14 protein-coding genes are annotated in these 12,886 nt (G+C 70.7%); 1 reads left to right on the top strand and 13 read right to left on the bottom strand.

Annotated elements, in window-relative coordinates:
- Window positions 1-3: 3 nt before the first annotated feature.
- The 13 genes from FDM97_RS31885 to FDM97_RS31825 all read right to left on the bottom strand — a co-directional run bounded on the left by FDM97_RS31885 (window position 4) and on the right by FDM97_RS31825 (window position 11,738).
- Complete coding sequence (locus FDM97_RS31885; RefSeq protein WP_137993968.1) at window positions 4-918, bottom strand: peptidoglycan-binding protein; 915 nt, start codon at window positions 916-918, stop codon at window positions 4-6.
- 72 nt (window positions 919-990) lie between these two features.
- Window positions 991-1,374: an ATP-binding protein gene (locus tag FDM97_RS31880; protein WP_137993967.1), complete on the bottom strand. Its 384-nt coding sequence runs from the start codon at window positions 1,372-1,374 to the stop codon at window positions 991-993.
- A 13-nt stretch (window positions 1,375-1,387) separates the two neighbouring features.
- On the bottom strand, window positions 1,388-2,014 hold the full coding sequence (locus tag FDM97_RS31875) for a hypothetical protein (RefSeq protein WP_137993966.1): 627 nt from the start codon (window positions 2,012-2,014) through the stop codon (window positions 1,388-1,390).
- The gene (locus tag FDM97_RS31870) at window positions 2,014-3,117 is read right to left on the bottom strand and encodes a hypothetical protein (RefSeq protein ID WP_137993965.1); all 1,104 of its coding nucleotides are present in this window, start codon (window positions 3,115-3,117) and stop codon (window positions 2,014-2,016) included. The genes FDM97_RS31875 and FDM97_RS31870 overlap by 1 nt, the downstream gene beginning before the upstream one ends.
- Before the next feature lie 10 nt (window positions 3,118-3,127).
- On the bottom strand, window positions 3,128-4,267 hold the full coding sequence (locus tag FDM97_RS31865; protein ID WP_137993964.1) for a hypothetical protein: 1,140 nt from the start codon (window positions 4,265-4,267) through the stop codon (window positions 3,128-3,130).
- A gap of 30 nt (window positions 4,268-4,297) precedes the next feature.
- Window positions 4,298-5,491: a hypothetical protein gene (locus FDM97_RS31860; RefSeq protein WP_137993963.1), complete on the bottom strand. Its 1,194-nt coding sequence runs from the start codon at window positions 5,489-5,491 to the stop codon at window positions 4,298-4,300.
- Between the two features lie 38 nt (window positions 5,492-5,529).
- Window positions 5,530-6,726 carry a hypothetical protein gene (locus FDM97_RS31855; RefSeq protein WP_137993962.1) on the bottom strand — a complete coding sequence of 399 codons (1,197 nt, stop codon included), beginning with the start codon at window positions 6,724-6,726 and terminating at the stop codon, window positions 5,530-5,532.
- A 41-nt stretch (window positions 6,727-6,767) separates the two neighbouring features.
- Window positions 6,768-7,691 carry a phage distal tail protein gene (locus FDM97_RS31850; protein ID WP_137993961.1) on the bottom strand — a complete coding sequence of 308 codons (924 nt, stop codon included), beginning with the start codon at window positions 7,689-7,691 and terminating at the stop codon, window positions 6,768-6,770.
- A 45-nt stretch (window positions 7,692-7,736) separates the two neighbouring features.
- Window positions 7,737-8,987, bottom strand: coding sequence for a phage tail protein (locus tag FDM97_RS31845; protein ID WP_137993960.1), 1,251 nt, complete (start codon window positions 8,985-8,987; stop codon window positions 7,737-7,739).
- Window positions 8,984-10,186 (bottom strand): phage tail protein, encoded by a 1,203-nt coding sequence (locus FDM97_RS31840; protein WP_137993959.1) that lies wholly within the window; start codon window positions 10,184-10,186, stop codon window positions 8,984-8,986. The genes FDM97_RS31845 and FDM97_RS31840 overlap by 4 nt, the downstream gene beginning before the upstream one ends.
- Window positions 10,187-10,216: 30 nt before the next feature.
- A complete protein-coding gene (locus FDM97_RS31835; protein ID WP_137993958.1) occupies window positions 10,217-10,960 on the bottom strand; it encodes a hypothetical protein in 744 nt (247 codons plus the stop codon).
- An 80-nt stretch (window positions 10,961-11,040) separates the two neighbouring features.
- The gene (locus tag FDM97_RS31830) at window positions 11,041-11,469 is read right to left on the bottom strand and encodes a DUF3592 domain-containing protein (RefSeq protein ID WP_137993957.1); all 429 of its coding nucleotides are present in this window, start codon (window positions 11,467-11,469) and stop codon (window positions 11,041-11,043) included.
- A 32-nt stretch (window positions 11,470-11,501) separates the two neighbouring features.
- Window positions 11,502-11,738, bottom strand: a complete 237-nt coding sequence (locus FDM97_RS31825; protein ID WP_137993956.1) for a hypothetical protein — start codon at window positions 11,736-11,738, stop codon at window positions 11,502-11,504.
- A gap of 304 nt (window positions 11,739-12,042) precedes the next feature.
- On the opposite strand from FDM97_RS31825, the gene FDM97_RS31820 reads away from it, so the two are divergent.
- Window positions 12,043-12,867 carry a hypothetical protein gene (locus FDM97_RS31820; protein WP_137993955.1) on the top strand — a complete coding sequence of 275 codons (825 nt, stop codon included), beginning with the start codon at window positions 12,043-12,045 and terminating at the stop codon, window positions 12,865-12,867.
- The last annotated feature ends 19 nt before the right edge of the window (window positions 12,868-12,886 follow it).

Below are 12,886 nucleotides of genomic sequence, written 5' to 3'. Positions count from 1 at the left end.
CCTTCATCGGGTGTACGGGACCTTGAGCGCGTTCCAGGACATGGCGCCCGGCCAGCCGTCGGCGTCGGAGCCGCTGAAGCCGAGCTTGCGCTGCCACTTCGCGTAACTGCGCCGGTCCGCCTCGCTCCAGCGCGGGGACGGGCCGACGGTGTACGCGGAGCAGCCCTCGGCGACGAGCCGGCGGCCCATCGCGGTGACGATCGGGGAGCTGGGGTTGTTCTTGAAGAACGAGGCGCCGGGGAAGGGCTGGTAGCGCGGGGCGGACGGCTCCTGGGCGGCCGGGGGCCGCTGCTTGGCGGGGGCCGCGGCGAGCCGCTTCTGGACCCGCCCGCGCATGCCCGGCATGGCGAAGCCGCGCGGGTCGCTCTTCCAGTCGGACCACTCCAGGTGCCCGATGACGGACTTGGCGCCCCAGCCGTGGGCCCGGCACAGTGCGGCGGACGTCCGCTCGATGGCGTCGAGCTGTGCGGCCGGCCAGGGGTCGCTGCCGTTGCCGAGGTTGACGCACTCGAAGCCGTAGAAGCGGGAGTTGCCGTCGACGGCGCCGGAGCTGCCCTGGTGTTCGCGCGGGACGGGCGGCCGGTCCCCGTACGTCTCGGTGATCACGGCCTGCAGGACCGAGGGGTCGCCGCCGCCCGCGTGGTTGGCGCGGCCGTTGCCGACGAGGTGGACCGTGCCGTCCTTGGCGATCACGCCGTGGCAGAGCGGGCCCGGGAGGCCGGCGTAGCCGTTGTAGCAGAGCTCGACGGACGAGGCGGTGCCGCTGGAGACGGTGTGGTGGATCATCACGCCGACCACGGGGCCCCAGGCTCCGGCCTGGTTGCGGTGGTGGGTGCGCCAGCCGTCGTGTTCGACGACCTTGACGCCTTCGGCGCGGAGCGCGGCGACGAGCCGGTCCGCGGTCAGGGGAGTGGCCATGGTGGTTTCCTCCGGGCATGAAAAAGGCCCGCACGCGGGCGGGCGGACGTGCGGGTGGGGCGAGGACGTTCTCTACGGGGCGGGCGCGGGCGCGGGTGCGGGTGCCCAGGCCGCGCAGAGGGCCGCGCAGGCGGCGCGGCGGGTCTCGAAGTCGGCGAGCGCGGTGTCGACGGCCCGCTGTACGGCGGCCGGGTCGGGCGCGGCCGGGGTGCCGCCCTGGGCGTTGACGATCTCCAGGCCGAAGCCGCGCAGGGCGGCGCCCGCGTCACCGGTCTCGGCGACCTGGGCGGTGACGTACACCGCCGGGTACTGGCCGGTCAGCGGGTCCGGCTCCAGGGCGCCGCCGAGGGTGTTGTCGTAGATCCGTACGTCGAGGGTGTGGCCGTTCTCGGTGAGGGTGGCGCGGCCCGCGTAGTCGATGGCCACGCCCCAGGGCTGGGTCGGGTCGGGGGTCATGGGGGCTCCTTGGTCAGGTCTGCGTGCCGTGCATCAGGTGGGTCTGGGCGTAGACGGTGCCGCCGCTGCTGACCATCGCCTGGACCTCCACGGTCATCGTGGAGCCGAAGCGGGACTGCATGTCCGTGGTGACCGGGCCGGTGTGGTCGAAGGTGGTGCCGGCGTTGACGGTCGGGCCGAACTGGGCGCCGTCGACCATGACCCGGACCTGGCCGGTGGCCCCGCTGGACACCCGGGTGTTGAGGACCAGCCGCAGCTTCGGCTGCCAGATCGGGTTGGCGGAGCGGGCGATGGCGGTGAACGCGGTCGCGGTGGTGGACGGCCAGCGGGCCTGGTTGACGTCCTGCGGCGGCAGCAGCGCCAGCCAGGGCCGGGCGAGGCCGCCGGTGAGGATGTCGTCCGAGAAGATCTCGTGGTTGTACCCGTCGTTGATCCGGATGACCGGCTTGGTGTTCGACGCGGTGCTGCTGCCGATCTGCAGGATGGTGTTGACGGTGTTGTCGACGGTCCGCCGCACGGTGAGCGCGCCGTCGATGACCTCGTTGAGCGCGGGCCGGGTGTTGACCGCGGTGGACAGGGCCTGGATCCGGCGCTCCATCTGGACGAGCCGGTCGATGATGTCCTCGGGCAGCTGGGGCATCAGGCCTCCTCAAGGTAGAGCTCGGCGGTGTCGGGGCGGCCCCGCTCCGGCGGGCTGACCTTGACGCCGATGATGCGGTAGCGGGCGTCGAGGCCCTGCGGATGCCACTCGTCGGTGATCCGGATCCGGGCGGAACGGCCGAGCAGCGCCGGCGGGACCACCCCGCCGAGGCGGATGCTGATCGCGGGGATGACGACGGCGCCGCGGGTCTGGGCGAGGTTCGCGGCGGCCAGCGAGTTCAGCGTGCCCTTGCTCGTGATCTCGTTGTGGTCCGAGGACAGGTCGATGCGCGGCCAGCCGCCGTCGATCAGGTCCTGCGCCACCGCCTCGGTGGAGTACAGCGGCCGGGACTCGGCGGCGGCGTTGGTGTTGACGGACGCGCCACGGGCCACGGCGGTGGTGCCGCCACGGGTCGCGTCGCGCGGGAAGGAGTACGACAGGATCGTGCCGGGCCGGTCGAAGACCAGGTCGGTGGCGCCGGTGCGGATCTTGGGGAAGCCGAGCCGCAGCCGGCGGATCCGCTCTCCGGTGACCGGGTCCCGGTAGACCATGATCTGGTGCTCGAAGCCGTTCTCCAGGGCGGCGAGCTGCTCCAGCGCCTCGGAGTAGAGGGTTTCGTCCCCGTTCCGCCAGGACACCTCCCGGGTGACCTCGGAGACCTCCTGTCCGTACGTCACCTTGATGTTGCCGCCGGGTTCCTTCTGGAGCTCCTGCCACAGGATCCGCGCGAGCGCCAGCTGGTCGCTCTCCGAGGGGAGCGTGATGTCCTTGCGGATGCGGCGGCGGGCCGCGTACGAGTCGAAGGTGGCGGCCTGGATGCCCAGGGTCAGTACCCCGCGCGCGCTGCTCTGCAGGGTGCTCGTCCAGATGATGCCGCCCCACCACAGGTCCCCGCCGCGCTCCAGGTAGATCGCGGTGCGGCCCTCCTCGACCTTGCGGGCGCGCGCGGCGATGGCCTGGTCGGGGATGGGGACGGTGCCGGACAGCGAGCCGGCCTTGCCGATGTAGTCGTCGAACTGGACGTCCCGCAGCGGCAGGATGTCGATGGTCTGGTCGGTGACCAGGTCGCAGAAGATCGCCCGGTAGGGCGTTTCGAGGCTCATCGGACTCCCTTCACTGGACGTAGGTGGCGGTGATGCGCAGGGGCCGGCCGGCGGTCAGGACGCCGTTGCCGGACCAGGTGCGCACATGGACCTGCCCGCCGGGCGAGAAGGTGAAGGCGCCGGAGCCGTAGAAGTCGGTGCCGGTGGCCTCGTACTCGATCGCGGGACGCCATCCGGCCGGCAGGGTGCACACCAGCTCGTCGGGGCTGAGGTTGCCGGCGGTGGTGGCGGTCAGGTCGGCGCCGGCGCGGGTCACCGTCACGGAGGCGGTGCACACGCCGCGGGTCCTGCGGGCCGCGAAGCCGGACAGCGTCCAGCCGGTGGCCGCGGTGGCGCCGGTGTTGGTGGTCTCCACCTCGACCGGAGGCTGGTGGTTCACCCAGGCGGTGCCGTTCCAGCGCTGGAGGACACCGTTCGCGTCCCGGTACTGGCCGGCGTAACTGCCCGTGGACACGGTGCCGCTGGGCGCGATGCCGCCGATCTCCTTCGGGTACGCGACCCAGGCGGTGCCGTCCCAGCGCTGGAGGAAGTGGGCGTTGTCGTTGTCCTGGTACTGGCCCGGGTAGGCGCCGGGCACCCCGGCGTTGTTGTAGACGGGCAGGATGCCGCCGGCGCTCACGAGCGTGGTGCGCAGATCGGTGGCGGCACCCCCCGCCCAGTCGATGCCGCCGGTCCCGGCGGACGCTCCGGCCTTGACCTTCACGGTGAACAGGACCAGCGAGCGGTCGGGGACGGTCGGGGGCACCGGGGCGGGCGCCGCCTCGCCCTTGATGATCTCGATGCCGGCCTCGTACTTCCCCAGGGCGTCGGCGTCGTTGTCGTACACGCGCAGGACGACGAGGTCGATGCGCGGGTTGAGCGGGTCGCCGTCGCCGAAGGTGATGGTGATGTCCTCGTCGAGCGCGACGGGGTAGGAACCGTCGGTCGTGCGGCCCTGGATGACGGCTCTGCCGTGGTAGACGGTGGCGGTCATGGGCCCGCTCGACCCCATCCACAGGCCGCCGACGCGGTACTTGCCGTCGTAGGTGCCGGGCAGGATGCCGGAGCGGGAGGCGAGGGGGTTGACCGGGGTGGTCGCGCCGAGGGCGGTGATACGGGTGTTCTGGCGGGTCTGACCGGTGGGTGTGAGCCAGCCGGAGCGTACGGGCATGGGAGTGACTCCTGTCGGGCGGGCGGACGGTCAGTTCTGCGGGTCGACGCGCAGGTAGACGTTGTCGAACCAGGCCTTGAGGTTGAGGGTGTTGGCGACGACCCGGTGCATCACCGTGATCGAGTAGCTTGCGCCGGGGGTCAGGTTCGTGAGGCGCTGGACCGTGCCGACCGAGGTGTAGTGGACGCTGGCGCAGACGGCCGAGCGCTCGTCGTCCGGCTCCCAGACGACCGTCGAGCCCTGCGTGACCTTGACGCTGATGTACGCGTAGTGGTCGGCGCTGGCGGAGAGCGACCTGGACCCGAAGCTGATCAGGACGGCCTTGGAGGGCGGGGCCGTGAACGTCAGCGTGACCGGATTCGTGGTCTCCTTGTCCAGCAGGGTCGGGGTGTAGGTCGTCGACGTGGTGTAGCCGGCGTCGTTGGAGCCGGTGAAGTACGGTCCCGGCACGGCGGGCGCCCACGCCGAACCGTTCCAGCGCTGGAGCTGGCCGCCCGCCGAGTCCCGGTACTGGCCCGTGTAGCTGGCCGTCAGCGTGCTCGCGCTGTTCGGGATGATGCCGCCGAGCGCCGACGGGTACGGCACCCAGGCGCCGCCGTCCCAGCGCTGCAGGGCGCCGCCGGAGTCCTGGAACTGGCCCGGGTAGGCGCCGGGGAAGACCTGGCCCTCGACCGGGAGGATGCCGCCCACGGAGACGACCGGGGTGCGCAGGTCCTTCAGCGCGGTGTTCCAGGGGATGCCGCCGTTGCCCGCGCTGGCGCCGGCCGGGACGGTCACCTCGTACAGGGCGAGGCTGCGCGCCGGGATCTGCGGGGCCTGCGGGGTCGGGTCCGGCTTGCCCTGGAGGACCTCGATGGTCGCCTCGTTGCGGGTCAGCCCGTCGTAGAGGTTGTCGTAGACCCTGAGGACGACCAGGTCCACGCGGGCGTACTGGTCGTTGCCCGCGGCGAAGGTGACCGTCTGGGACGTCGGCAGGGACACCGGGTAGACGCCCTGGGAGATGTCGCCCTGGATGACGGCCCGGCCGTCGGCGATCGTCGCCGACATGGCGGCGGAGCCCGACATCCAGAAGCCGGAGAGGCGGAACTGGCCGCTGTAGGAGCCCGGCAGGATGCCGGAGCGGATCTGGACGGGGTTGACCGGCGTGGTCGCGCCGATCTGGTTGAGCCGGGTGTCCTCGCGGGTCTGGCCGGTCTCGGCGACCCAGCTGCTGCGCAGGTTCATGGGTTCTCCAAATCAGAGGAGGAAGAGGGAGGCGGGGGTCAGGACTTGATCCACTCGGCGGAGAGGGTGCAGGCGTAGCCGGAGCCGCCGAGCGTCTTCACCGCCGCGGTGTGGCTCTGGTAGCCGGCCAGCTGGACGGTGTTGCCGGCGGTGAGCCTGATCAGGCCCTGGCCGCCGACGACGACGGCGCCGTTGGCCGCCGGGGTGAGCCAGGTGGTGCGAGGCAGGCCGGCGCCGTTGACCAGGACGCGGGCGCCGCGCATGCCGGTCTGGGCGTCGTTGGCCCAGACGGCGTGCCCCGAGATCCGCCACCAGCCGGAGCGGGGCACGACGTAGGTGTCGGTCCCGTTCCAGCCGGCGGAGTCGTCCACGTCGACGGTCGGCAGGGTGAGCGGGGTCCATGTGTTGGGTGCGACGCTCTGCGCCTGGCCCGACAAGGACTGCGAGGCGCTGAAGAGGATGCTCGACCGGCCCTCGGCGTACTGCCAGGCGGAGCCGTCCCAGCGCTGGAGGATCCCGGAGTTGTCGCGGTACTGGCCGGTGTAGCCGCCGGTCGAGACGGTGCTGGGCGCGATGCCGCCGATCGCCTTGGGGTACGAGATCCAGGTCGCGCCGTCCCAGCGCTGGAGGATGCCGCCCGCGTCCCTGTACTGGCCGACGTACGCGCCCTTGAAGCCGCTGGTGGGCATGATTCCGCCGAGCGCGACGACCGGCCAGTGCTGGGTGGTGACCCCGCCGGAGGTCCAGGCGATGCCGCCGGTGCCCGCGGAGGTGCCCGCCTTCACGGTGACCGTGTAGAGCGGGAGGGTGCTGCCCGGGCCGCTCGCCGGGGCGGCGGGGGCGGGCTGCGCGGTGCCCTTGACCAGGCGTACGACGGCCTCGGTGGCCCCGGTCTTGTCGTACGCGTCGTCGACGACGGCGAGTTCGATCAGGTCGATCCGGTCGTACTGGGGGTCACCGTCGTCGAGGGTGAGCGTCTCGGGGGAGACGGCGGCGACCAGGTAGGCGCCCTGGTTGGTGTCCTTGCCCTGGACGATCGCGCGGCCGGTGCCGATCACGCACTGCATGGGCGCGGTCCCGGTCAGGACGAAGCCCCCCGGCAGGATGCCCGGCCGCGAGCGCAGCGGCGTCTCGCCGGCGCTCTGGCCGCTGGGGGTGAGCAGGGCGGCGAGGGTGAGGCGGGTGTCCTCGCGGGTCTGTCCGGTGGGCTGGAGCCAAGCGGCCCGTACGGTCATGGTCTTCTACCTCTCGGTCGAGGGGGCGGTCTTGCGGGAGGTCACCACTCGGCGCTGCGCCAGCGGACCGTCATCAGCGCGTCCGGGGTCGCCTCGTCGGGGCGGAAGGACAGCTCGGCCCGGCCCGGCTCCAGCGTGAAGAGCTCTTCCGGGCTGGAGTCGGCCATGGCGGTGTGGCGGCGTGAGGCGGTGTTGTTGAGCATGACCGTGCCGTTGGCGGTGTCGACGACGAGTTCGTCGCCGGCGGCCAGGTCGATCGCGTACCGCAGCCGGCGGCGGCTGAACCGCTCGGTGACGGTCGGCATGGAGCAGGGGCCGCGGAAGACGATCACCGGGTGGGTGGGCGCGGAGCCGGTGTTCTCGGCGATGGCGTCGCCGGTGCTCGTCGCCTGTCCCCAGTTGAGCGGCCAGGTCAGCGGCCAGGTCAGTCCGGACTCGGGCTGCGGGGCCGTGGTGGTGGCGGTCTGCTCGTTGACGACATAGCGGCGTGGGTCGGCCGCCAGCCACTGGACGGACATCCTGGAGCTGCCCTGGGTGGCGAAGCCCTGGTCGGCGGGGACGACGCGCTGGGCGATCCGCGCGCGTACGGCGAGCAGCTCGCCGTGCAGGCGTACGGTCAGCCAGCGCTCCTCGTCGAGCAGGGCGAGTGCCTGCCGCAGGGCACGGATGGCCTCGGTCGCGGCGTCGTACTCCGGCATCAGCACGATCGTCCCGCCGACCTTGCGCGGCTTGGCGTAGCGGGAGCCCGGCCAGGCGCCGTGGGAGGTGGGCCGGTCGGCGTCGGAGGAGTCGTACTCGGGCAGGTCCTCCCAGCCGCTGAGACCGGAGCGGTCGACGGCGAACGGTGTGCCGGGGCCGATGAGAAGCCCGGCCCACTGGATCTGCCCGTCCTGGGTGATCAGTGAGCCGGGCGCGTGGTCGGTCGTGTAGGCGTTTCCGGCGTATGCGGTTGTGGTCTCGGCCATGGGGCCGTCACCTCACTTCTGATGGGGTGTCAGGGGTGGGCCGGCTCAGGCGTGGGCGCTCGCGAGGAAGAGCAGGTCCTCTGCGGCCGACCGGGGGCCCGCGCCGGGCTCCTCGTGGAAGTCCCGTATGCGGTGCGGCGGTCGGGGCGGCTCGGTGAGGGCCGGGACGCGACGGTTCTCGAGCACGGTGAGCGGATCGATGCGCGGCGCGTCGGTGGCGCCGGGGAAGACGACACCGCCCTCGGCGAGCATCGGGATCTTGTCGATGTCGACGCCGAACTTCTTGCCGAGGATGTTGACGCTGAGCTTGTTGAGCCCGTCGATGATCCAGTTGGCGAAGGCGATGAGACCGTTGATCGGCCCCTTGACGACGCCGACGACGGCGCTCAGAGCGCCCTTGACGAGGTCGCCGATCCCGCGCAGGGCCCCGCTGACCGCGTTCTTGGCGGTACGGAAGAAGCCGGGGATCTTGTCGGTGACGAAGGTCAGGATCGGCCGGACGGCGTTCTTGATCCCGCCGATGGTCCGCGAGGCGATCCCGCGCAGGGCGTTCGACGCGGAGGACACAGCGGAGCCGATCTTCGAGATCCCGCCGATGGCGGAGCCGACGACCTTGATCACCCCGGTGATCAGGGCGAGATAGCCCTTGAAGTAGGTCCCGACCGCGGTCCCGATCGTCTTGACGAACGGGCCGATGAACCTCCAGATCGCCTGGACCGCCTTCAGGGCCTGCTGGAAGATCTGCTTCATGATCCGCTGACCGGTCTCGGAGTTCATCGCGAACTCGATGAGGTACGCGGCGATGGGCACGATCAGGCCGACGAGGAAGCCGATCGGGTTGGCCCGCATGGCGACGTTGACGGCCGTCATGGCGACGGCGGCGACCGTCATGACGGTGCCGAAGGTGCTCATCAGGCCGGTGACGATGTCGGCGACGGGGAGCATCGGCGCCAGGATGGCGAGGATGCCGCCGATGCCGGTGCCGACCTTGCCGATGGCGGACCTGGCGCGGCCGGCCCGGGTGCCGAGGGTCTTGACGCCGCGGTGGGCGGTCGAGCGGCCGAGCTTGCCGAGGGACTGCGCGCCGCCGGAGGCGTTCTGGGCGAAGGTGCGCACGGAGGTGCTCGCCGTCCGCGCTCCGGTGCCGAGCCGGGCGAGCCCGCCGGCCGCCCGCTGGACGACCTCCTTGAGTCGCCGTACCGCGCCGTTCGCCTGTGCGGTGTTCCGGCGAAACGCGCTGAACGCCGACGCGGTGCCTGCGAGCGGATTGAGCGGCATGGCCATGGCCGCACTCATCCGCGTGCCTTCGCCAGATACATGAGCGCGTCCGCGGTGGACTGCGGGTCGCTGCCGCGGGCCGCGTGGTAGTGCTCGATGTGCAGTCCGGCGCCGGCGCCACGACCCGCCTGGGTGTGCGCCGCCATGCGGGCACGGCGGGCGGTGAGGGCGAGCAGCCGGTCCAGCTTGGAGAGCGGGAGGACGGCCTCGGCCTCGCCGGCCTCGGCGAGGATCGCCGGGACACCGCCGTGGCGGGGCATGACGACACCACCGGTGGCGAGCATGGGGATGGTCGGGATGTTGACGCCGAAGGTCTTGCCGCCGACGAGCGGCACCCAGCCGGGGACGCTGACCTTGACCCGGTTGAGGCTGCCGATCATCCGGTTGATCAGGCCGATGACGGCGTTGATCGGGCCGGACACACCGCTCTTGATGCCGTTGAACGCCCGGGACGCGATGTCCTTCAGGCCGTTCCAGATGGACGACATCTTGTCCTTGACGGCCCGGAAGGCGTTCGGGATCGCGGTCTTGATCCAGTTCACCACCGGGGTGATGACGGCCTTGATGCCCTTCCAGACGGCGCTGATGACCGTCTTGATCGCCTTCATGACCGTGGTGATGACCGTCTTCCAGATCTTCACGTAGGTCTTGATGACGGTGGCGACGGCCTTCACGACGGTGGAGACGGCCTTCTTGATGCCGTTCCAGACCGTCTTGATCAGCCGGCCGGCCTTCTTCATGATCGGGCCGATGGCCTTCATGACCGAGCTGATCACGGTCTTGATGGCGCCGAAGGCCTTCTTCATGATCGTCTGCATGGTCTTCGAGCGCATCGCCATCTCGACGATCTTCTCGATGAGCGGCATGAACAGCTCGATCAGACGGGCCAGGAAGTTGCCCTTCATGGACTTGTTGAGCCTGTCCTGGCCCTTGGCTGCCTTGTTCGCGCCGGACTCGAACTTGCCGAGCTTGGTCCCGGCGGACTGGCCGGTCCGGCCGGCCCTGGCCATGGCGCGCTCGGCTTGGTCCGAGGCGGTCTTGAGGTTCTTCAGCTGACCAGCTGTTCCCTGCGCGGAGGTTCTCAGGGCACGGAGCCCGCTCTCACCGGCGGTCGCCTTCTGGCGGATGCCGTCGGTGGCGCGAGCGGCGTCCGCCGCCCTGTCCTTGAACCCCTTGAGAGCGCCGGAGGTCGATGTCAGCGACTTAACGAGAGACATGTCTCCCTCACTTCGCGGTTGTTTTGTTCGTCAGAGAGAGCCGAGTGACCTGATGAGCTCGTCCACCGAGCTGCGCAGGTTCTTCACGTCCTTGGCCACGGGGCCGATCGACGGCGATTTGGCGTCGACGCCCTTGTGGTTCGCACGGAGTCCGGTCCGGTCGTCACGTGCTGCCTTGGCGCTCGCGCCCGCGCCCTTCAGCGCGGCGAGGATCCTGTCGATGTCCCTGGTGTTGATGGCGACCTTGCGCGGAAGATCCCGGATGTGTGCCTGCAGGCGCTCTTCGTGGCTCTTCTTCTTGTCCGCCTCCCGCTTCTCCTGTTCCTCCCGACTCCTCCGCTCGGCCGCCGCCTGTCTGCGGATCTGGTCCTTCAGCCACCGCCAGACGCTTCCGTCTCCCTTGCTGGTGAGCGCCTTGAACCCCTTCTGGAGCTGGTCGATCGGCTTCTTGAGGAGCCAGACGTTCTTCTCGTCGATCTTCTTGAGCAGGGTCAGATCGATCTTGATGGCCTGGACGTCGAACTTGACGATGGTTCCGGCGATCGCGTAGCCGAGAAAGATCTGTCGATCCAGCTTGATGTTGTCGGACAGCGCCACGATCTGCGCTTCGATCGTGGTCAGTCGGTCGGCGACGGTTTTTCCCGGGGGAGCGGGCAGGTTGCCCAGCTTCGCCCTGATGTCTCTGACGTCGTTCTGGAGTGTCCCAACCGCCGGGACCGTGGTCGTCTCGATGGTGTGGACCGCAGCGTCCAACGCCGGTAGATCTCGCGGCATGTCACCTCGTCCTCGGATGAGAAGGGCATGAAAAAACCCGGCCTCACGGGCCGGGTCCTCGACTTCTGGAGATGTGTCGGTCAGGGAATGAGTTCGCGGGTGAGTGTGACGAGGGCGGCGATCGCCAGGACGGCGAGGATGCCCATGGTCAGGATGGAGCCGTAGCCGCCGTACCCCGGGTCGAGCGCGGGGAGGTAGACGTGCTGTGGCCGGTGCCGGTCGTACACGATCTCGACCAGGTCCCCGACGCTCCCTGTTTCGGTGTGTGGGGTTCCCGTCGGGGATTCGGCGCTGATCTCCGAGCCGTCCGGAAGAGTGAAGGAGACCACGGGGGAGTACCGCGGTGTGCCGTCGGTGTCCTCGGACCTCTCGAACCTCACGATCCTGGCCGTGGCCCGAACCCCCCTGCCCCGCAGCCGGATCCGGCGCCACGACTCATGGACGGCGGCCACGAGGACGAAGCCGAACATGAGGATGAAGAAGACACCCAGGACTGTCTTGCTCGTCATGTTCGCGACCGTACGCACAGGCCGGCGATCTGTCAGGCCCCCGACGGTCGCCGGGAGTCGCGTTCCGTCGCTTGACGGGGAGTGCGACGGAGTTCGGCCGCGGCGTCGTTCCAGCCCGCCGCGTACGCGAGGGTCTCGCGGCGGGTGACCTCGGCGTACAGCGTGCCGAGCAACGCTCTCTTGTCGAGGGCGACGGGTCCGTCGAGGAGCTGGCGGAGGCGGTCCTGGAGCGGGATGTGCGGTCGCGATGCCTCGGCCTGCTGAGTCATGGACGCCTGCCTTCCGGTTGCTTGCCCGTGCGTGCGTGGCGGCGCTGCGGAGTGAGGAGCGGGGGCGCCACGTTTTCGAACTTCTGTGCGAATGCAGTGTGGAACACCCGTTCGGGGTTTGTCGAGCGCGAATCGCCTGACGGTCCGTCTGCACGCACATGTTCAGGTCGGGTTGGACTGGATCATGGGGGCTTCGGCCGACCGGGTACGCTGGATCCACGTTCCCTGGACCGGACCAGTCCGGGGGGCCAAGGGTGTCGGGGGCGCGAGGGGACCCTGGGGGGCTGGAAGGCAGTGCTTACGCATGGACAGGGAGCCGGGCGCCAGACGCCGTGCGCAGATCATCGACTGGCTCGAGATGAATCCCGATCTGCCTCATCTGTTCGCGCGGCTGTCCGAACTCGTCCACGTCGCCGGATACGCGCCCGAGGACCTCGTGGTGGTCTCCCGCGCCGAGATCGACCGGCGCGAGACGGCCGCCTTCACCGCCGGCTGGGCCGAGGCGATGTCGGAGGAACTCCCGCGCATACGCCGTGAGTACGAGAAGCGCGTCGCCGACGCCTACGCGCAGGGACAACGTGACGCGCGTGGAATCCGCCGTCCCCAGCGGCGCACGGAAGGCGGCGAGGACGGCGCCAGGGTCATCCCACTGCCCTTCGCCCGCTTCCTCGAACCGCCGGTCGCCGTGCTCCAGGCCGAGGAGCGGATACGCAGCGAGCGCGAGCTCCTCGAACGACGGCCGGAGCCCGACCCGGATCCCGCTGTGGAGCCCCGGCCCGACCCGGACCTGGAACTCCAGCACGCGACCGCGCCGCCGGACGACGAGCACTCCCGCCCCCGGGCCGACGAGTCCGCCCTCGCACCGGACGTACTGCCGACCGCCCAGGACGTCCGGGCGCGCCGGGCCCCGCAGCCGGTACGGAAGGTCGTCCGCGGCAAGGGCGGGCGCCCGATAGTGCCGCCGCTCGGCGTTCCCGTGCAGCCCGGATCCGGCGGCGACCGCCGGAGCGCCGGGGCCGGCGAACCGGACTCGCGCGCGCAGGGGCGCCGCCTCTCGGAGCGGGCCAGGGCCCTGGAGGAGGAGCTGGTCGACCGAGCACAGGAAGCGCCCCCGGAGACCGATCCCTGACGGGAACGGACCCCGGGGG

The sequence above is a fragment of the Streptomyces vilmorinianum genome (assembly GCF_005517195.1).
Classification (GTDB): Bacteria; Actinomycetota; Actinomycetes; order Streptomycetales; family Streptomycetaceae; genus Streptomyces; species Streptomyces vilmorinianum.
The sequence above is the reverse complement of the archived record's forward strand: the minus strand, read 5'-3'. Positions and strand labels throughout refer to the sequence as shown.

Excerpts from the sequence above, each read along its gene's own strand:
- FDM97_RS31840 (WP_137993959.1), bottom strand. The coding sequence starts at position 10,186 with ATGTCTCTCGTTAAGTCGCTGACATCGACCTCCGGCGCTCTCAAGGGG.
- FDM97_RS31820 (WP_137993955.1), top strand. The coding sequence starts at position 12,043 with ATGGACAGGGAGCCGGGCGCCAGACGCCGTGCGCAGATCATCGACTGG.
- FDM97_RS31825 (WP_137993956.1), bottom strand. The coding sequence starts at position 11,738 with ATGACTCAGCAGGCCGAGGCATCGCGACCGCACATCCCGCTCCAGGAC.
- FDM97_RS31860 (WP_137993963.1), bottom strand. The coding sequence starts at position 5,491 with ATGAACCTGCGCAGCAGCTGGGTCGCCGAGACCGGCCAGACCCGCGAG.
- FDM97_RS31880 (WP_137993967.1), bottom strand. The coding sequence starts at position 1,374 with ATGACCCCCGACCCGACCCAGCCCTGGGGCGTGGCCATCGACTACGCG.
- FDM97_RS31845 (WP_137993960.1), bottom strand. The coding sequence starts at position 8,987 with ATGAGTGCGGCCATGGCCATGCCGCTCAATCCGCTCGCAGGCACCGCG.
- FDM97_RS31865 (WP_137993964.1), bottom strand. The coding sequence starts at position 4,267 with ATGCCCGTACGCTCCGGCTGGCTCACACCCACCGGTCAGACCCGCCAG.
- FDM97_RS31855 (WP_137993962.1), bottom strand. The coding sequence starts at position 6,726 with ATGACCGTACGGGCCGCTTGGCTCCAGCCCACCGGACAGACCCGCGAG.
- FDM97_RS31835 (WP_137993958.1), bottom strand. The coding sequence starts at position 10,960 with ATGCCGCGAGATCTACCGGCGTTGGACGCTGCGGTCCACACCATCGAG.
- FDM97_RS31885 (WP_137993968.1), bottom strand. The coding sequence starts at position 918 with ATGGCCACTCCCCTGACCGCGGACCGGCTCGTCGCCGCGCTCCGCGCC.
- FDM97_RS31850 (WP_137993961.1), bottom strand. The coding sequence starts at position 7,691 with ATGGCCGAGACCACAACCGCATACGCCGGAAACGCCTACACGACCGAC.
- FDM97_RS31875 (WP_137993966.1), bottom strand. The coding sequence starts at position 2,014 with ATGCCCCAGCTGCCCGAGGACATCATCGACCGGCTCGTCCAGATGGAG.
- FDM97_RS31870 (WP_137993965.1), bottom strand. The coding sequence starts at position 3,117 with ATGAGCCTCGAAACGCCCTACCGGGCGATCTTCTGCGACCTGGTCACC.
- FDM97_RS31830 (WP_137993957.1), bottom strand. The coding sequence starts at position 11,469 with ATGACGAGCAAGACAGTCCTGGGTGTCTTCTTCATCCTCATGTTCGGC.